Genomic DNA, 17,276 nt, shown 5'->3' with positions numbered 1-17,276 from the left:
GAACTGCGACCTGTCGCATCATGGATCGAGTATCCACCGGGAGAACACATGCTGACCACCTTCATGGCTGTCGTCGCGGCGCTGGTGCTGCTGTTCGTGATGATGAGCATCAAGATCGTCCACCAGGGCTATCGCTACACGATCGAGCATTTCGGCCGCTTCGTCCGGGTCGGCAACCCCGGCTTCAACTTCGTTCCCGCCTTCTTCTACCGCGTGGGCCGCAAGATCAACATGATGGAGCAGGTCCTCGACATCCCGGGGCAGGAGATCATCACCAAGGACAATGCCATGGTCGCGGTCGACGGCGTGGTCTTCTTCCAGGTGCTCGATCCGGCCAAGGCCGCCTACGAAGTCAGCGACCTCTATACTGCAATCCTCGCGCTTTCGACGACCAACCTCCGCACGGTGATGGGCTCGATGGACCTCGACGAAACCCTGTCCAAGCGCGACGAGATCAACGCCCGCCTGCTCAGCGTCGTCGATCACGCCACCGAAGCCTGGGGGGTGAAGATCACCCGCGTCGAACTGAAGGACATCCGCCCGCCCTCCGACATCGTCAATGCCATGACCCGCCAGATGAAGGCGGAACGCGAGAAGCGCGCCGCCATCCTCGAGAGCGAAGGCATGCGCGCCTCCGAGATCCTCCGCGCGGAAGGTGAGAAGCAGGGCCAGATCCTCCAGGCGGAAGGCCGCCGGGAAGCCGCCTTCCGCGATGCGGAGGCGCGGGAGCGTTCGGCTGAGGCCGAAGCCGCCGCGACCAAGGCGGTCAGCGACGCCATCGAAGGCGGCAGCACCCAGGCGATCAACTATTTCATCGCCCAGAAGTACGTGGAGGCGATCGGCAAGTTCGCCGACTCCCCGAACGCCAAGACCATCCTGTTCCCGGTTGAGGCAACCCAGCTGATCGGCTCGCTCGGGGGCATCGGCGAGCTGGCGAAGGCGGCGTTGGGAGGCGACCAGACTTCCCCGCCGCAGCCGAAACCCAAGGGTGAACTCAGGGCGGAGCGCGGTGCGCCCGCGGCCATGCCCGGCGTTCCGCGAGTGCAGGGCTGATGCTGAACGATCTCGAACCCGGGTGGCTGTGGCTGATCGGCGGCGTGGTTCTGCTGATCGCGGAGATCATCGCTCCCGGCTTCTTCCTGGTCTTCGTTGGAGCGGCGGCCATCGCCACCGGCCTGTTCGTGGTCCTGTTCGACCTCGGCCCCGCGGCGGCACTCGCTTTGTTCGCCCTCTATACCGCAATCGCCGTTGCCGTCGGGCGCAAGGTCTATGCCAACCGCCCGGTCAACAGCAGCGACCCGAACCTCAACGACCGTGCCGCCCGTCTGATCGGCCGAAGCGTCACCGTCGTCGAAACAGTGGACGAGCATGGCGGCCGCGTGCGCGTCGGCGACAGCGAGTGGAGCGCGCGCGGCGGCCCGGCATCGATCGGCGAACGGGTGCGGATCACCGGCGTTGACGGCAACTGCCTGACCGTGGAAGCAGAACTCCACCTTCCAACCGCCTGATCCCGCCGGAGTTCTCCATGCACCAGCCGACCCTCACCCGCCGCCAGGCGGTTGCCGCCCTCGCTTCGACCGCGGCGATGCCGCTGCTGTCCGGCTGCGCGACCTTGGGAGCCGGCCGCCCGGCGACCGACGAAAGCGCCGGGGCGCTGCTCGACTCCATTGCCGACAACCTCCTCCGCCTGCAGCCCGAGACCGCGACCAGCCTCGGCGTCGACAAGGGCCCGCGCGAGAAGCTGCGCTCCTTGCTCTCGGACCGTTCCGCCAAGGGCCAGCGCGCCATCGCGGCCACCCTTCGCGCCGACCTCGCCCGCGCCCAGGGCGTGAACACCTCGTCCCTGTCCCACTCCACTCGCACCAGCATCGAGGTGGTGAAGAGCGCCTACTCCACCGCGCTGGAAGGCTTCGCTTTGCCTTATGGGGACGTCGCGGTCGGCGGCTGGCGCAACACGCCATACGTCGTGATCCAGAACGTCGGCGCCTATCTCGACATCCCGCGCTTCCTCGACAGCGAGCATCAGGTGGCCAACGCCGCCGATGCCGAGGCCCTGCTTCAGCGCCTCGCCCAATATCCGACCGCGCTTGACGGCGAGCTGGAGCGGATGCGCGACGCCCGGCAGCGCGGCCTCGTCCCGCCAGCGTTCCTCATCGACAAGGCGCTGACCCAGATCGGCCAGTCGGCCAAAGGCGCCCGCGAGGGCGGTTCACTGGTCGAGATGGTGCGCACCAAGACCAAGGCGATCCCCGGCAAGTGGGTGGAGCAGGCGCGCCAGATCGTGACTGGCCACGTCGCTCCCGCCCTTGAGCGCCAAATACTCGAGCTTCAGGCGCAGAAAGCCGTCGCCGACAACACCGCGGGCATGTGGTCGCGTCCGAACGGGCCGGAATATTACCGCTGGGCGCTGAAAGCCTCGACCACCACCACCATGTCACCCGACGAGGTGCACCAGCTCGGCCTCGACACGCTGCGGATGCTGCACGGCCGGATGGACCCGATCCTGCGCCAGCTCGGCTACACGCAGGGCTCCGTCGGCGAGCGGATGAACGCGCTTGCCAAGGACCCAAGGTACAAGTTCAGCGAGGGCGACAAGGGCCGCGCCGAGATCATGGCCTTCATACAGGAGCGGCTCCGCATCATCCGTGCCGAGCTTCCCCGCGCCTTCAACACCATGACCCGCGGCAATCTCGAGGTGAAGCGCCTTCCCCCGGAGGAGGAACCCGGCGCCCCCGGCGCTTACGGCGGTCCCGGCTCGATCGACGGCAGCATCCCCGGCAAGTTCTGGATCAACCTGCGCACCACCGACCTGCACAGCAAGTACAGCCTGCCCGACCTCACCCATCATGAGGCGATACCCGGCCACGTGTGGCAGGGCGAATATGCACAAAAGCTGCCCCTGATCCGCTCGATCCTAGCGTTCAACGCCTATTCCGAAGGCTGGGCGCTCTATGCCGAACAGCTTGCCGACGAGCTCGGCGTGTTCGACGACTTCATCGTCGGGCGCCTGGGCTACCTCCAGTCGATCGCGTTCCGCGCGGTCCGCCTGGTCGTCGACACCGGCCTCCACCACAAGCGCTGGACCCGGGAGCAGGCGGTGCGCTTCTTCGTCGACGAAAACGGCTCCAACCCGCTGGAAGTCGCCAGCGAAGTCGACCGCTACTGCAGCTGGCCCGGCCAGGCCTGCGGCTACGAAGTCGGCCACCAGGAAATCGTCCGCCAGCGCGCCAGGGCTCAGGCAGCGCTTGGCCCGCGTTACGACTTGAAGGCGTTCAACGACACGGTCGTGCTCGGCGGCAACGTCCCGCTAGATGTGCTGGCGAGGAATGTGGACGAATATGTTCGGGGAGCGCGGGGCTGAGCAGCGCCCTGACCTCAGCCTAGATTCGGGCCGGCCTTGGCTGGAGGATGGAGACACCTTCCCTTACCCAGTCTTTGTCCACATTGACGCCCTGATCGGCCCATTCCTGACGAGTCCAGCACAGGACGCGTTCGATCCGGCTGCCGGTCGGCGGCTCGACCCGCATGCAGTAGCGGGCGCCCGGCTCCGCCACAGGCGCACCCGCCGATTGGGTCTCGGCTGCGGCCACTGGCGAGGCGGCGACAAGGCTGAACGTAACGGCCACGTGCATGTAAGTCATGTCGCGTCTCCATGGCGAAGATGAGGACGATCGTTAAACCGCTGAAAGGCAATGCGAGTTGCACGGGCAGTTGCATCACCTTGAAGCTTGAACCCGCAACTCCGGGTTCGCGCGTGTCGGGACAACAGGCTTGCCGGCGGCGACCGGCGGCCCCATTCCGTCTGGATGCGGATCGCGCTTTACCAACCGGAAATTGCCGGCAACGTCGGCGCAATCCTCAGGCTTGGCGCTTGTCTGGGGGCAGCCGTCGACCTGATCGAGCCGTTGGGCTTCGAATGGGACGATCGAAGGGTGCGACGGACAGCAATGGACTATATCGACCATGTCGAAGTGCTCCGGCACCCCGATTTTGAGACCTTCCGGACCAGCATTCGCCCGCGCAGGCTGATCCTGTTTACGACCAGAAGCACTCAGTCGGCATATGCCTTCAGCTTCAGGAGTGACGATGTCCTCCTCTTCGGCAAGGAGAGCGGCGGTGTGCCGCCCGCCGTGGCCGAGGCCTGCAATGCTCGCGTCCGCCTCCCGATGCGACAGCAGGTCCGTTCGCTGAACCTGGCGACGTCCACTGCGCTCGCCTTGGGTGAAGCGCTACGCCAGACCGCATGCCTGCCGAGTTGAGGAGCGCAGGTGTTCGCCCGCACAACCGTCTGTGAACATTCCGCATTGCTCACCCATTCCTCACCTTGCCCTCATGCCGCCCAGCGCGGCCGCCGCTATTGTCTCGGCTCACTTCTACATAGGGGAGAGACCATGACGAATACGGTGGCCAGGGGGCGACGCATCAACTGGCGGGTCATCGGCTGGAGCGGCGGCGGCGATGCTAACGTTCCCTTTTCTCGCGATGCAGGTGACCGATGGCGTTTCCTGGACCCCAAGCGATTTCGCCTTCGCCGGCGCGTTGCTCGGCTCGGGCGGGCTGATCCTCGAACTTGCTGTGCGCAAGGGCCGCGACTGGACCTATCGCCTCGGAGGTGCGGCTGCTGCTCTGGCAAGCCTCCTGACGTTCTGGGTCAACGGCGCCGTCGGGATCATCGGCAACGAGGCTGACGAGCACAACCTGTTCTTCAATCTGGTCCCACTGATCGCTCTTCTCGGCACTTTGGCGGTTCGGGCTCGGGCAGCGGGCCTGACCCGCCTTATGGTCGCGATTACGATCGTGCAGGCGGCGATCGCCCCGCTGATTTTCATGAACGAAGCTGGCCGCGAAGGCATATGGCTGCGCGAACTGGTCTTCGCGTCCGCGATCGTCCCGGCGATCTGGCTAGCCGCCGCCTTTCTGTTCAGGCAAGCCGCCAGGAAGCAGGACGCGCGCTGATATCAAGCGTGACCCCGGCTCCCGGGCGCGAACGCGCATTCATCCTTGAACAATAGGACTTCACCTGCTCCCTCGGGCGGACCTTCGCTGCGCTGCTCTTTGACATCGACAGGTGAAAACGGCCGAAAACAGCCGCTGTCACCGTGAACATTGTGAACATTCGCGCCGCCTGGCCTTCCGGAGACCAGTGCGACCTCGCGGTTACCGCCGAGCACCCATCAGCCCACCGAGGATGGAGTTGAGCGGGTTGGCCCCGCCTCCACCGCCACCGAGCAGTCCGCCCAGCATGCCGCCCAGGCCGTCGCCGGCACCGCCGCCAATGGCTCCATCCTGTCCTCCCGCCTGCCGGGCGAAATAGCCGGCGGCCAGCATCGCCACGATCGGCAGCATCTTCTTGAGCAGATCGGGCGACAGGCCGCTCTGCTGCGCGGCGTGGGTTGCGACGGTGCGGCTGGCGTCCTTGTTGCCGAAAATTTGGCCGAGCACCTGGTTACCCTGGCTGACATCGGTTGGCTGCGGGGCCAGCACATTGTCCATCAGCCCGCCGCCGCCGAGGCCGCCAAGCATCCCGGCAAGGCCGCCGAGACCCTGCGCGCCACCCGCGTGGTTCTGCATGCCGCCAAGCACCATCGGCAGCAGCGCCGCCATGCCGGTCTGCGCCGTCTGCTGGTCCACTCCAAGGTCCCGCGAAATCGCCTGCGCGCCGCCGGCCTGCGTCAATGCCTCCAACATGTTCATGTGTGTTTCTCCTGTTCGGAGCGCACAATGAGCGGGGAGGTCGGCCCGTTCCTTGTCAGGGCAGCGGCGCGACGTCCGGAGCGGCGAACCGACGCCGTGCCTCGACCGAGAACAGCAGCTCGCGCGAGTAGAAGCGCAGCGGCCACTCGCGCCCGCCGGCTGGCGAGAGCAGCAGCGCGTTGACCTGCTGCGTCAGGGCTCCCGGCCGGGCCTCCCGCAGGAAGAACCGGACGCCATGCAGGTATGTGCGGGTGATCGTCTCGTGATAACCCTCGCTGTCGCTGTTCACTCCGCCCACGCTTTCGTTGAAGCGGCCGATGATGCCCGGCAGCTCTGTGTCCAGGTCAATGTCCGGTCGGCGGGTCAGCAGGTACAGCGTCGCCGCCAGGTGCGCCTCGTGGGTCCAGTCGGCGCGCGCCAGGGTGCAGCCGAGCAGCCCCTCGCCGAGTCGGACGACCTCCGCGTCGGTGGTGAAGAGGCGCGGCTGGTAAGCCTCCTCAGGCCGCTTGAACCGCCACCTTTGGCCGGCACTGGCGGACTGCTTCGTCGACATGCTCCTCGAACTGCGCGAAATTGTCGCAGAACAGGTCGACCAGCTTGGCCGCGGTGCGGTCATAATCCTGCTTGTCCGCCCAGGTCGAGCGTGGGTCGAGGATGCCGCTGTCGACGCCCGGAACCGCCACCGGCACTTCGAAGCCGAAGTTCGGATCCTTGCGGAACTGCGCATTCTTCAAGCTGCCGTCGAGCGCGGCATTGAGCAGCGCGCGGGTCGCCTTGATTGGCATGCGGCTGCCGACGCCGTACTTGCCGCCGGTCCAGCCGGTGTTGACCAGCCAGCAGTCGACACCCCCCTTGGCGATCCGCTCCTTGAGCAGGTTGCCGTAGACCGAGGGATGACGCGGCATGAACGGCGCGCCGAAGCAGGTCGAGAAAGTCGCCTCCGGCTCGGTAACGCCGATCTCGGTGCCGGCGACTTTGGCCGTGTAGCCCGACAGGAAGTGGTACATCGCCTGGTCCGGGGTCAGCCGCGCGATCGGGGGCAGCACGCCGAACGCGTCGGCGGTCAGCATGACGATGTTCTTCGGCAGCGGCCCCATGTTCTGCTCGGAGGCATTGGGGATGTAGTCGATCGGATAAGCGCCGCGGCTATTCTCGGCCAGGCTGTTGTCGTCGAGATCGAGCTCGCGGGTGACCGGGTCCATCACCACATTCTCGAGCACGGTGCCGAACCGCTTGGTGGTGGCGTAGATTTCCGGCTCGGCTTCGGCCGACAGGCGGATCATCTTGGCGTAGCAGCCGCCTTCGAAGTTGAAGACCGCCGTGTCGGACCAGCCATGCTCGTCGTCGCCGATCAGCGTGCGGTTCGGGTCGGCCGACAGCGTCGTCTTGCCCGTGCCCGACAGGCCGAAGAAGATCGCCGTGTCGCCCGCCGGACCGATGTTGGCGGAGCAGTGCATCGGCATGATGCCCTGTTCCGGCAGCAGGAAGTTGAGGAGCGAGAAGACGCTCTTCTTCATCTCGCCGCCATACTGGGTGCCGCCGATCAGGATCAGCTTCTTCTCCAGATTGACGGCGATCACCGTCTCCGACCGGCAACCGTGCCGCTGCGGATCGGCCTTGAAGCCCGGCAGGTCGATGATCGTGTAGTCGGGAACGAACGCGGCCAGTTCCCCGCTCTCGGGACGAACCAGCATAGTGCGGATGAACAGGTTGTGCCACGCAAGCTCGTTGATCACGCGGACCTTGACCCGATGCTCCGGCTGCGAGCCGCCGAACAGGTCGGCGACGAAGAGCTCCGCCTTGGTACCGAGCGCCGCCAGAAAGTCTTCGTGCAACCGGTCGAAGGCATCGGCCTCCATCGGCTTGTTCGACTTGCCCCACCATACGCTGCTTTCGCTGACCGCATTGCGGACAACGAAACGGTCCTGGGCGCTGCGGCCGGTGTGCCGGCCGGTCGAGACGACGATGGGGCCGTCCTTTGCGAGCAGGCCTTCGCCGCGCTTGAGCGCTTCTTCGACCAGGGGTGCCGTGGTCAGGTTCCAGTGCAGCTCGGCGTCCGTCCGGATCCCCTGTGCTTCAAGTCCATGCTGCGGAACCCGGTTCGTCACTCAACATCCCCTATAATTTCAATATGCAAGCAGCGGCGCGCCTCAAACCCGAAGCGGCCGCCGCATTTCATGGTGCGCAAATGCCCTATGACTCGAAATGGTTGCTCGGTCAAAGCAGCGCGGCCCTGCTTGTTTCGCCTCGCCGCGCTGGCTAATCCGTCTGGCGAGCAGGGAGCAGCGTCCACATGAGCCAAGTCATCGCGCTCGTCGACGACGATCGCAACATCCTGACATCGGTGTCGATCGCTCTCCAGGCCGAAGGCTTCGTGACCCGCGTCTACACCGACGGCGCAACCGCACTCAAAGCCCTGACCGAAAATCCGGCGGAGCTTGGCGTGTTCGACATCAAGATGCCGGGCATAGACGGGATGGAGCTGCTCCGCCGCTTGCGCGAAAACGGCGGGGCGGCAAGTGCGATGCCGGTCATCTTTCTCACCTCCAGGGACGACGAGCTGGACGAAGCTCTCGGGCTCGCCATGGGGGCGGACGATTACATCGCCAAGCCGTTCAGCCAGCGGCTGCTGATCGCCCGCATTCGCGCGATTCTGCGAAGAACCGACATGATCCGGACGACCGGTAACGGCGGAGGCGCGTCGGAGAGCGAAGTCCAGTTGCTTGTGCGGGGACGGCTGACCATGGACCCGGCGCGCCACAAGGTCACCTGGGACGCCCGGGACGTGACGCTGACCGTCACCGAGTTCCTGATCCTCGAAGCGCTTGCGCAGCGCCCCGGGGTCGTGAAATCCCGCAACCAGTTGCTGGATGTCGCTTATCAAGACGATGTCTATGTCGACGACCGGACGATCGACAGCCACATCAAGCGGCTTCGCCGCAAGTTCCGGGGAGTCGATCCGGCCTTCGATGCGATCGAAACCCTCTACGGCGTCGGCTACCGCTTTGGCGAAGAATGAAGCAACGAAGGATGAGGGGGAGCAGGGTCTTGCCCTGATCCACTCCCGCGACTGGCGCCTGTCCCATCGCATCCTCGCGGTGAATGTCCTGACGCTTGCGTTGATTGCCCTGTCGTTTCTGTTTCTCGACAGCTTCCGCAACCAGTTGCTGGAGGAGCGCGCGCTCAAAACCCGCCGGGAGGCCGAGCTGGCCGCCGCCGCGCTCGCTGTGCTCCCCGCCGAAGCACGCGCGCCCTACCTCCAGCGCATCGGGCTTGCGAGCAAGAGCCGCTACCGACTGTACGCTCTCGACGGAGCGCTGTTGCTCGACAGCTGGCGAACCACCGGCCCCACCTACCGCCTGCGCGACCCTGCCACCCAGCGCTGGACCAAGGACATCGCCCGCGCGCTCGACCGCGGCTTCAACGCCGTCGTCGGTCAGACCACGCCGCCAGACTTCCTCGAGCCGGGGCAAGATCGGCTCCATTCATGGCCCGAGGCAGCGCTCGCCCAAAGTCGCGGCGAAACCGCCATCGGCGTGCGTAATGCTCCCGACCTTACTCCAGTTCTGTCCGCCGCCACACCGTCGGGCAACGGCAACATCCTTCTCGTCACCGCTAACGACCGCAACTTCACCCGCACGGTCCGGAGCGAGCGCGCGAAGCTCGCCCTGGCGCTGCTCGCGACGACCATCCTGTCGCTGCTGCTGTCCTTGTTCCTGGCCCGCACCATTGCCCGCCCGCTACGGCGGCTGGCGCTCGCCGCCCACCGCGTTCGCCTTGGTCGCGCACGCGAGGTTAAGGTGCCGCGCCTGCCGTCCCGCCGCGACGAGATAGGGCTTCTTGCGCGGTCGGTGAGCGACATGAGCCAAGCACTGCGCCACCGCATCGACAATATCGAAGCCTTCGCGGCCGACGTGACGCATGAACTCAAGAACCCCCTCGCCTCCCTGCGATCGGCAGTGGACGGGCTGGAGCGGATTGAGGATCCCAAGCTGCGGGCGCAGTTGCTCGACGTGGTGCGGCAAGACGTGCTGCGCCTGGACCGGCTGATCGGCGATATCGGCGAAGCGGCCCGAACCGACGCGGAGCTCGCCCGCGCCCGCTTCGAACCGGTCGATCTGGGCCAATTGGTCGAGCAGATCACAAATGGCTGGGAAGAACGGCGGACCACCGGCAGCGCCCGTCTTGCGTTCGCTCGGCCGCGCCGGGGCAGCACCCTCGTGATGGGCGAGCCTGCGCGCCTTGCCCGAGCGATCGACAATCTCATCGACAACGCGATCAGCTTCTCCCCTCCCGGCGGTCTAGTGGAAGTGGCCGTGACCCGGGTCGGGCCGCGGGTCCGGATCAGGATTGACGACGAAGGTCCCGGCGTTCCCGAAGCGGCTCGTGAAGCCATCTTTAACCGGTTTCACTCAGTACGGCCGTCCGGCGACCAGTTCGGACGCCATTCGGGGCTTGGCCTTGCGATCGCGCGGGCGATCGTCAAAGGCCACAACGGGGAGATTGACGTGGCCGACCGCGACGACGCGCCTTCAGGCGCCCGCTTCACCATCAGCCTTCCAGCGGCGGAGCATGCCGCATGAACCTGCGGCTGTCGTCCGAGACGATGCACTCCAGCTCGGTCGCGATCGACGGGCGCGCCGTGCTGATCTGCGGCCCTTCGGGCGCCGGCAAGTCCGATCTTGCGCTGCGCCTGATCGACCGCGGTTTCACGCTGGTCAGCGACGACCAGACGATCGTCCGCAAGGCGTCTGGGCGGTTGGTCGCCTCGGCTCCGGCATCGATTGCCGGGAAGCTCGAGATCCGCGGCATCGGCATCGTCGAAATGCCGACCGCTGCGGACATCCCTGTGGCGTTGGTGGTGGAGCTGACCAGCGACATCCAGCGCCTGCCCGACGATAGCCGGGAACGAGCCATTCTGGGTATTCCCGTGCCGCTGATCAGCGTCGATGCACTGACCGCCTCCGCCCCGGCGAAGGTGGCCGTGGCCCTCGACCGCCTCGGTCTGACCTTCTGATGAGCGAGGCGCGGACGGACAGCCGGCTTCCGCGCTTGCTCCTGGTCACCGGCATGTCCGGGGCCGGAAAGTCCACGGTGCTCGACGCGCTGGAGGACATGGGCTGGGACACGGTCGACAATCTGCCGACGGCCTTGCTCCAGGCGTTTGTCCATGGCTCGGATCGTGAGCGCCAGGCAGCCAACGTTGCCGTCGGCATGGATGCGCGCAGCCGGGGCTTCGACGCCCACGCCATCCCCGACCTGATCCGCTCGGTCGAGGGTGTGCGCCCCGAAATCCTCTACCTGGATGCTGCCGGGGCGGAGCTGATTCGCCGCTACGACGAGACCCGCAGGCGCCATCCGCTCGCGCCCGATCGGCCCGCCGAAGATGGCATCGCGCGCGAGCGGGCCTTGACCGCGCCGCTCCGCTTGGCTGCCGATTCGGTGCTCGACACGACCGATCTGAAGCCTTCCGATCTCCGCGACGAACTGCGGCGCCGCTACGGCGGCAACAGCAACGAGCCGGTGATCACCATCACCAGCTTTGGCTTCGCCCGGGGGATCAGCCGCACTGCCGACTTCGTCTTCGATCTCAGATTTGCGCCAAACCCGCACTGGATCGACGAGTTGCGCCCGCTCACCGGGCTTGATGCGGCGGTCCAGGACTACGTCGCCCGGCAGCCCGGCTGGACCGAGACCCTGGACCGCATTGAAGACCTGCTGGCCGACCTCATCCCGCGCCACTTCGGGGCAGGGAAAAGCTATCTCGGGGTCGCCTTCGGTTGCACCGGCGGGCGGCACCGTTCAGTTGCTGCCGCGGCGATGATGGCGAACAGGTTGCGCGCGCGAGGCTTTTCGCCGAATATCCGGCACCGCGACCTATCCTTGAAGCCCAGCGATTCCGTCGAGGAACATCCGGCGCCGAGCCAGCCGCGCGCAAATGACCTGAGTGAGTAATTGAATGATCGGTCTAGTGTTGGTGACCCATGGCCGGCTTGCGGCCGAGTTCATCATTGCCATGGAACATGTCGTCGGTCCGCAAGAGGCGATCGAAGGCATCTGCATCGGCCCCGACGACGATATGGAGCTCCGCCGCAACGACATTGCGGAGGCCATTGTCCGCGTGGATAGCGGCCAGGGCGTGATCATCCTGACAGACCTGTTCGGCGGCACTCCGTCCAATCTCGCGATCAGCCTAATGAAGGCCGAAAACATCGAGGTGATCGCAGGCGTCAACCTGCCGATGCTGATCCGGCTGGAAGGCGCGCGCAAGGTGATGAGCGTGCGCGCTGCTGTTGCCGCGGCGCGGGAGGCCGGGCGCAAATACATCTCGGTGGCATCCGAAATCCTGGGCGAGGCGGCGGCTTGACGATGCTGTCCCGCGAGATCCGCATCGACAACAAGCGCGGCCTGCACGCCCGGGCCAGTGCCAAGTTCGTCACACTGGCAAGCTCGCTTTCCGCCGACGTCGAGGTCGAGAAGGACGGCAACCGGGTCTGCGGCACCTCGATCATGGGCTTGATGATGCTTGGTGCGGCCAAGGGCGACTCGATTCGCATCCACGCCTCGGGCGAAGGCGCGGAAGATGCCCTGGCCAGGCTCAGTGAACTGGTCGAGGCGCGTTTCGGCGAGGATTGATGCCCCGCCAGGTCACTTCCTTTTCCAACGAGACGGTGAAGCGCATCCGTGCGCTGCGCGACAAGAAGGCGCGGCGCGAGCAGGGCCTGTTCCTGGCCGAAGGGTTGCGGATCATCGCCGAAGCGCGGGACAGCCGGCGTCTGCCCGAAACCATCGTCTTCGCCTCGGGCGGGCTGCACCCGCTCGCCGCCGAAATCATCGCCGCCACGGAAGCGGCGGGCGGCGACGCGATCGAAACCACACCGGACATCCTTTCCAAAATGAGCGGCAAGGACAATCCGCAGATGCTGTTGGGGGCGTATCGCCAGCCGGCGACGGACCTCGCCCGCATTGACCGGACCTCCTCGCCGCTGTGGATGGTCCTGCAGTCTCTGCGCGATCCCGGCAACATCGGCACCATCCTTCGGACGGGGGACGCGGTTGGCGCCGGTGGGCTGATCCTGCTGGACGACAGCGCCGATCCCTATTCGGTGGAGGCGGTGCGCGCGTCGATGGGCGCGATCTTCACACAGGCGGTGGCCGCCGCCCGGTGGGACGAGTTCCTGCTGTGGCTGCGCTCCGGCCCAGGGCAACTGGTCGGGACAAGCCTCAAGACCGACACGGACTATCTTTCCGCCCGCTACGAGCAGCCCTGCTTCCTGCTGATCGGCAACGAGCAGGCGGGGCTTCCTTCGGCATATGAGGCTGAGTGCGACCTGCTGGTAAAGATTCCTATGGCCGGGCGTGCCGACAGCCTGAACGCAGCGATCGCCGCCGCCGTGATGGCGTTTCAGGTCAGGGCAAGCTGGCGCGGATAAGGTCAGTAGCCTCGGTGAAAAGAGGAGGTGCTGAGTCGATGACTAAACGAGCGTTGGTGCTTCTCGCACTGCCTTTGGCCGGCTGCATGACGGTTCCTCTGCCCGCTGAAGGGCCGATTTCGCGCGACCCGGGGTACCGCGCCCTCGGGACCGAGCCGTTCTGGTCCTTGGAGATCGGACCTCGCGAGATGGTCTTCACCGAGGCGAACGCGCCGGGCGTGCGGATCGTCCAGCCGACGCCGCGGCCGATCGTCGGCATAGCCGGTGAGATTTACCAGACGCCGCGGATCAACGTGAACGTGGTCCACGCCCGGTGCAGCGACGGGATGAGTGACCGCGTGTATCCAGATCGAGTGCAGGTGCGGGTCGACAACCGGGCCTTCGAAGGATGCGGCGGCGGGAGCGCAGTCCCGACTGCCTTGGCGGGCACCAACTGGAGGGTGGCGGCGGTGAACGCCATGCTCGCGCCTCCCGGCGACAACTTCTTGATGCGGTTCGAGGGCGAACGGGTCAGTGCCCGCTTCGGCTGCAACAGCATGGGCGGAGGTTACACCTACGACGGCCGGACGCTGGTGGCGAACCGCCTCGCTGCGACGCGCATGGCCTGCGCGGACATGCGGTTCGAGGATCAGGCCAGCCGCATCCTCGCTAATCCGGTGACGGCCGAGTGGCGCGGCGGCGACCGGCTGACGCTGAGCAACCCGGACGGGCGCATCGTCCTGGAGCGGAGCTATTGAACGGCTTGAGCTCAATCAATCTCAGCTGGTAGCGGCTACTCGGCGGCAATCTGCTGCGGGTCGTCTGCGGCGGGCGCCATCAGCTTGGTCAGCGGCCTGGGGCTGGATTCGATGACCAGCGGGGTGCCGATTTCCTTGGCACTGCCAGCGCCGAGGGTTTCGAACCGCCGCGCCTGGGTAAAGACCTGGCTTTCAAAGCTTCCGACCATCTGATTGTACGCGGCGTTGGCGGTGGCGAGGTTCTTGCCCATCCGAGCGACATGCTCCGCCATGGTCGCCAGGCGGGAATGCAACTCCTTGCCGATGGAGGCGATCTCTTCCGCCCCTTCACGCAGTTTTTCCTGGCGCCACACGCTGGCCACCGTCCGGGCGATCGCGACCAGGTTGGTCGGCGTGGCCAGCAGGACCCGGTCCTTGAACGCCTTTTCCCAAAGCTCGGGATCCTGGTCGAGCGCCGCCGAAAGGAAGTGTTCGCCGGGAATGTACATCACGACGAACTCAGCGGACTCGCCGAACTGCGCCCAATACTGCTTGCTTCCAAGCTGCTGCGCATGCCGGACAATCGAGGCCAGATGGGCCTTGAAGCAAGTGGTGCGCCGGTCGTCGTCGACCTCATCGCACGCATCCAGATAAGCGTTCAGCGAACATTTGGCGTCAACGATCAGCTTGCGGCCTTCGGGCAGATTGACCACCGCGTCGGGGCGCAAGCGTCCATCGTCACCCTCAACCGAGACTTCCAAGCGGAAGTCGACGTTCTTCACCAGTCCGGCCTGGGTGAGGACGTTCTCCAGGGATTTCTCGCCCCACCGGCCACGTTGCTTGGGCGAGGAGGTCAAGGCAGTCACCAAACGGCGGGCCTCGTCGCGCACCTGCCCTTGCCCGGCGCGAACCAGCTCCACGGCCTCGCGCAATCCGGCATATTGGTCGACGCGCTCCTTCTCGACCCGCTGAAGGCCTTCCTCGTAGCGCTTCAGGGTCGCTTCGACCGGCTGAAGGAGGTTCTGCAGCTTGACGCTATGCTCCTTGCTTTCATGGCCCAGCCGCTCGCTGGCCCGCTTGAGGAAGGACTCGTGCGCGGTCTCGACGGCCTTGCCGGCAAGCTCGCCGAACCGCGTCTCCATCCGCGCTTCCAATTCCTTGACCTGGGCCAGCTGCTCTTCGAATGCGCGCAGGCGTTCCTGCTCCCCGCGCTCGAACGCAGCCTTCGCAGCTGCAAGCTGCTCCTTTTCCGCCCGGAGCGTAGCCAATTCACCATCCTGCCGAAGTGCGCGCTCGGCCTCCGGCGCAACCGCGGCCAACTCCTGCCGGGCAGTGTTTCGCTCCTCGGTGACCGCCTCCAGCATGGCCTCCACCTGGGGAAGCCGCCGCGCCCGCTCGCTCTCGGTCGCAAGCTCGCGTGTTGCCTCGGCCAGGTTGCACCGCAGCCCCTCGGCTTCACCCTTGAGCGATTCAACCTCGCCCTTGGCCGCCGCAACGCTGCGCGACCCGAGCACCCAACCGAGCACCAGCCCACCGAGCAGAGCAGCAACTGCCAGCACTACCGCCAATACCGCATTCATCGCGACGCCCCCACAGAAGAACAGACAGCGAACCTAGGGCCATCTGCACCCTTGCTCAAGCGGAACCTTGCGCGCACTGTGGCGCTGACGTTCCAACAGGAGAGCCCATGTCCATCCGCAAGATGATCGCGCTGCACCCGAACAGCCGGGACCATGTCAATCAGGCGCTTGGCGATGCGGTGCACCACCTGATGTATTGTTCCAAGATGTGCCTGTCGTGCGCCGACGCGTGCATGGCGGAACAGATGGACATGACCCAGTGCATCCGACTGTGCATGGACTGTTCGGACATCTGCGAGGCGACGGCGAGACTTGGCCTCCGGCGCACCGGGGAAGACCAGCCGATCCTTCGTGAACTGCTCCAGCTGTGCGCGCGGATGTGCGAGGAATGCGCCGCCGAGTGCGAGCGGCACGATCATGAGCATTGCCGGCTCTGCGCGCAGATCTGCCGCGAGTGCGCCGCCGACTGCCGCAACGCTGCCCTTTCGCTCGCCTGAGCCGGCCCTCGCCTAGGCGGCGATTCGGCCCTCGCGACGGAGCTTGGCGACCTTGCGGACCACCATGTCCCGCTTCAGCCGGGACAGATGGTCGATGAACAGCACGCCGTTCAGATGGTCGATCTCATGCTGGAGGCAGACGGCAAGCAGGCCGCTGATCTCCTCCTCCTGCGTTTCGCCTTGCTCATCGAGCCAGCGGGCATGGACCCGGTCCGGCCGCATCACTTCGGCATATTGCTCCGGAATCGACAGGCAACCCTCATTGTAGGGGACGAGATTGTTCGATTCGCTGAGGATCTCCGGATTGATGAAGACCCGGGAGTCCTTGACCGGCTCAACGCCTTCTTCCGCCGGCTCCATAAGGTCAATGACCAGCAGCCGCTTGGGAACCCCCACCTGCACCGCCGCAAGCCCAATTCCGGGCGCGGCGTACATCGTTTCGAACATGTCCGAGATGAGCGTCCGCACCTCATTGTCGATCGAATCGACCGGCGTGGAAATCTCCCGCAGGACGGGATCGGGAATGCAGAGGATCGGACGGATGGCCATGGCGGTGCGTTAATCCTTTCGGGCCTCCCGTTTCAAGCTACGGCCACGAATGTTCACAATGTTCACACTGACGAGCTTGGAAAACCGCCAAAGCTGAGACGGAAGTCAGCCCTCTCGCGCTGCACCGGCGAAGAAAACCAGCGATGTTAAAGAGCCGCGGCGGAGCCGAGGCGAACTGGAGCAGCTGCAATCCTATTGTTCAAGCGGTTCAGGCAACCGGCCGCCGCGCCCTCAGGGCCTGGGCCAACGTCCCTTCGTCGAGATAGTCGAGCTCACCGCCGACGGGCAGGCCGTGCGCCAGCTGGGTCAAGCGCACCGGGAATTTCTCCAGCCTTTCGACGAGGTAGTGGGCGGTCGTCTGGCCCTCCAGTGTCGCGTTCATCGCCAGCACGACCTCGTCGATCCCGCCGTCGCCGATGCGCCGCACCAGACTATCGATGTGCAGGTCTTCCGGCCGAACGCCTTCGAGAGCGGACAGCCGGCCGCCGAGCACATGGTAGCGGCCGGGAAACAGGCGGGAGCGGTCGAGCGCCCAAAGGTCGGACACTTCCTCGACCACGCACAACGACCGCTCGTCCCGGCGCGGGTCGCGGCAAATGGAGCAGGGATCGGCGGTGTCGACGTTCCCGCAGATACTGCAGTTGGAAAGCCGGTCGGCGACGGTCTGCAGCGCGGCGAGCAAAGGCTGCAGCGCCGCTTCGCGCCGTTTCATCAGGTGCAACACCGCACGCCGGGCAGAGCGCGGGCCGAGTCCGGGAAGGCGGGCGAGCGCGTTGCTGAGTGCTTCGATTTCCTGACTGGCCATCC

The 17,276-nt window shown here is 65.8% G+C and carries 21 protein-coding genes; 14 read left to right on the top strand and 7 right to left on the bottom strand.

Annotated features, from left to right (window positions below):
• The first annotated feature begins 48 nt into the window (after nucleotides 1–48).
• The 3 genes from ACFQPG_RS06660 to ACFQPG_RS06650 are packed head-to-tail and all read left to right on the top strand — an operon-like array spanning nucleotide 49 to nucleotide 3,361.
• Nucleotides 49–1,053 (top strand): SPFH domain-containing protein, encoded by a 1,005-nt coding sequence (locus ACFQPG_RS06660; protein WP_380811232.1) that lies wholly within the window; start codon nucleotides 49–51, stop codon nucleotides 1,051–1,053.
• A complete protein-coding gene (locus tag ACFQPG_RS06655) occupies nucleotides 1,053–1,508 on the top strand; it encodes an NfeD family protein (RefSeq protein ID WP_380811230.1) in 456 nt (151 codons plus the stop codon). Before ACFQPG_RS06660 ends, ACFQPG_RS06655 begins: the two co-directional genes overlap by 1 nt.
• 17 nt (nucleotides 1,509–1,525) lie before the next feature.
• Nucleotides 1,526–3,361 (top strand): DUF885 domain-containing protein, encoded by a 1,836-nt coding sequence (locus ACFQPG_RS06650; RefSeq protein WP_380811228.1) that lies wholly within the window; start codon nucleotides 1,526–1,528, stop codon nucleotides 3,359–3,361.
• Between the two features lie 19 nt (nucleotides 3,362–3,380).
• Here ACFQPG_RS06650 and ACFQPG_RS06645 read toward each other — a convergent pair whose 3' ends face one another.
• Nucleotides 3,381–3,641: a hypothetical protein gene (locus ACFQPG_RS06645; protein ID WP_380811226.1), complete on the bottom strand. Its 261-nt coding sequence runs from the start codon at nucleotides 3,639–3,641 to the stop codon at nucleotides 3,381–3,383.
• A 165-nt stretch (nucleotides 3,642–3,806) separates the two neighbouring features.
• On the opposite strand from ACFQPG_RS06645, the gene ACFQPG_RS06640 reads away from it, so the two are divergent.
• Both ACFQPG_RS06640 and ACFQPG_RS06635 read left to right on the top strand, forming a co-directional pair.
• Nucleotides 3,807–4,259, top strand: coding sequence for a tRNA (cytidine(34)-2'-O)-methyltransferase (locus ACFQPG_RS06640; RefSeq protein ID WP_380811224.1), 453 nt, complete (start codon nucleotides 3,807–3,809; stop codon nucleotides 4,257–4,259).
• A gap of 199 nt (nucleotides 4,260–4,458) precedes the next feature.
• Nucleotides 4,459–4,956 carry a hypothetical protein gene (locus ACFQPG_RS06635; RefSeq protein WP_380811222.1) on the top strand — a complete coding sequence of 166 codons (498 nt, stop codon included), beginning with the start codon at nucleotides 4,459–4,461 and terminating at the stop codon, nucleotides 4,954–4,956.
• A gap of 201 nt (nucleotides 4,957–5,157) precedes the next feature.
• Here ACFQPG_RS06635 and ACFQPG_RS06630 read toward each other — a convergent pair whose 3' ends face one another.
• From ACFQPG_RS06630 to ACFQPG_RS06620, 3 genes are read right to left on the bottom strand one after another with little or no spacing between them, the layout of a single operon-like run.
• The gene (locus tag ACFQPG_RS06630) at nucleotides 5,158–5,694 is read right to left on the bottom strand and encodes a DUF937 domain-containing protein (RefSeq protein WP_380811220.1); all 537 of its coding nucleotides are present in this window, start codon (nucleotides 5,692–5,694) and stop codon (nucleotides 5,158–5,160) included.
• A gap of 55 nt (nucleotides 5,695–5,749) precedes the next feature.
• A complete protein-coding gene (locus ACFQPG_RS06625; protein WP_380811218.1) occupies nucleotides 5,750–6,247 on the bottom strand; it encodes a hypothetical protein in 498 nt (165 codons plus the stop codon).
• On the bottom strand, nucleotides 6,192–7,802 hold the full coding sequence (locus ACFQPG_RS06620; RefSeq protein ID WP_380811216.1) for a phosphoenolpyruvate carboxykinase: 1,611 nt from the start codon (nucleotides 7,800–7,802) through the stop codon (nucleotides 6,192–6,194). The genes ACFQPG_RS06625 and ACFQPG_RS06620 overlap by 56 nt, the downstream gene beginning before the upstream one ends.
• A 185-nt stretch (nucleotides 7,803–7,987) precedes the next feature.
• Between ACFQPG_RS06620 and ACFQPG_RS06615 the strand changes: the two genes are divergently transcribed.
• From ACFQPG_RS06615 to ACFQPG_RS06580, 8 genes are all read left to right on the top strand, one after another.
• Nucleotides 7,988–8,713, top strand: coding sequence for a response regulator (locus ACFQPG_RS06615; RefSeq protein ID WP_380811214.1), 726 nt, complete (start codon nucleotides 7,988–7,990; stop codon nucleotides 8,711–8,713).
• Nucleotides 8,700–10,277, top strand: a complete 1,578-nt coding sequence (locus tag ACFQPG_RS06610; RefSeq protein WP_380811212.1) for a stimulus-sensing domain-containing protein — start codon at nucleotides 8,700–8,702, stop codon at nucleotides 10,275–10,277. Before ACFQPG_RS06615 ends, ACFQPG_RS06610 begins: the two co-directional genes overlap by 14 nt.
• The gene (locus ACFQPG_RS06605; protein WP_380811210.1) at nucleotides 10,274–10,711 is read left to right on the top strand and encodes an HPr kinase/phosphorylase; all 438 of its coding nucleotides are present in this window, start codon (nucleotides 10,274–10,276) and stop codon (nucleotides 10,709–10,711) included. Before ACFQPG_RS06610 ends, ACFQPG_RS06605 begins: the two co-directional genes overlap by 4 nt.
• Nucleotides 10,711–11,649, top strand: a complete 939-nt coding sequence (gene rapZ / locus ACFQPG_RS06600; RefSeq protein ID WP_380811208.1) for an RNase adapter RapZ — start codon at nucleotides 10,711–10,713, stop codon at nucleotides 11,647–11,649. The genes ACFQPG_RS06605 and rapZ overlap by 1 nt, the downstream gene beginning before the upstream one ends.
• Before the next feature lie 4 nt (nucleotides 11,650–11,653).
• Nucleotides 11,654–12,061: a PTS sugar transporter subunit IIA gene (locus ACFQPG_RS06595; protein ID WP_380811207.1), complete on the top strand. Its 408-nt coding sequence runs from the start codon at nucleotides 11,654–11,656 to the stop codon at nucleotides 12,059–12,061.
• On the top strand, nucleotides 12,058–12,330 hold the full coding sequence (locus tag ACFQPG_RS06590; protein WP_380811206.1) for an HPr family phosphocarrier protein: 273 nt from the start codon (nucleotides 12,058–12,060) through the stop codon (nucleotides 12,328–12,330). Before ACFQPG_RS06595 ends, ACFQPG_RS06590 begins: the two co-directional genes overlap by 4 nt.
• On the top strand, nucleotides 12,330–13,127 hold the full coding sequence (locus ACFQPG_RS06585; RefSeq protein ID WP_380811204.1) for a TrmH family RNA methyltransferase: 798 nt from the start codon (nucleotides 12,330–12,332) through the stop codon (nucleotides 13,125–13,127). Before ACFQPG_RS06590 ends, ACFQPG_RS06585 begins: the two co-directional genes overlap by 1 nt.
• A gap of 86 nt (nucleotides 13,128–13,213) precedes the next feature.
• On the top strand, nucleotides 13,214–13,864 hold the full coding sequence (locus tag ACFQPG_RS06580; protein WP_380811202.1) for an META domain-containing protein: 651 nt from the start codon (nucleotides 13,214–13,216) through the stop codon (nucleotides 13,862–13,864).
• Nucleotides 13,865–13,899: 35 nt separating this feature from the next.
• On the opposite strand, the gene rmuC is transcribed toward ACFQPG_RS06580, so the two are convergent.
• The gene (gene rmuC, locus ACFQPG_RS06575; protein WP_380811200.1) at nucleotides 13,900–15,423 is read right to left on the bottom strand and encodes a DNA recombination protein RmuC; all 1,524 of its coding nucleotides are present in this window, start codon (nucleotides 15,421–15,423) and stop codon (nucleotides 13,900–13,902) included.
• Between the two features lie 107 nt (nucleotides 15,424–15,530).
• On the opposite strand from rmuC, the gene ACFQPG_RS06570 reads away from it, so the two are divergent.
• Nucleotides 15,531–15,920, top strand: coding sequence for a four-helix bundle copper-binding protein (locus ACFQPG_RS06570; RefSeq protein WP_380811198.1), 390 nt, complete (start codon nucleotides 15,531–15,533; stop codon nucleotides 15,918–15,920).
• A gap of 12 nt (nucleotides 15,921–15,932) precedes the next feature.
• Here ACFQPG_RS06570 and def read toward each other — a convergent pair whose 3' ends face one another.
• Both def and recR read right to left on the bottom strand, forming a co-directional pair.
• Nucleotides 15,933–16,469, bottom strand: a complete 537-nt coding sequence (gene def, locus ACFQPG_RS06565) for a peptide deformylase (RefSeq protein ID WP_380811196.1) — start codon at nucleotides 16,467–16,469, stop codon at nucleotides 15,933–15,935.
• Nucleotides 16,470–16,677: 208 nt separating this feature from the next.
• Nucleotides 16,678–17,274 (bottom strand): recombination mediator RecR, encoded by a 597-nt coding sequence (gene recR, locus ACFQPG_RS06560; protein WP_380811194.1) that lies wholly within the window; start codon nucleotides 17,272–17,274, stop codon nucleotides 16,678–16,680.
• Nucleotides 17,275–17,276 lie beyond the last annotated feature (2 nt).

This window comes from Sphingomonas sp. GCM10030256, from assembly GCF_042666415.1.
In the GTDB taxonomy this organism is placed as follows: domain Bacteria; phylum Pseudomonadota; class Alphaproteobacteria; order Sphingomonadales; family Sphingomonadaceae; genus Sphingomicrobium.
Note: the sequence above shows the minus strand (reverse complement) of the source record. Positions and strands in the feature narration are given on the sequence as shown.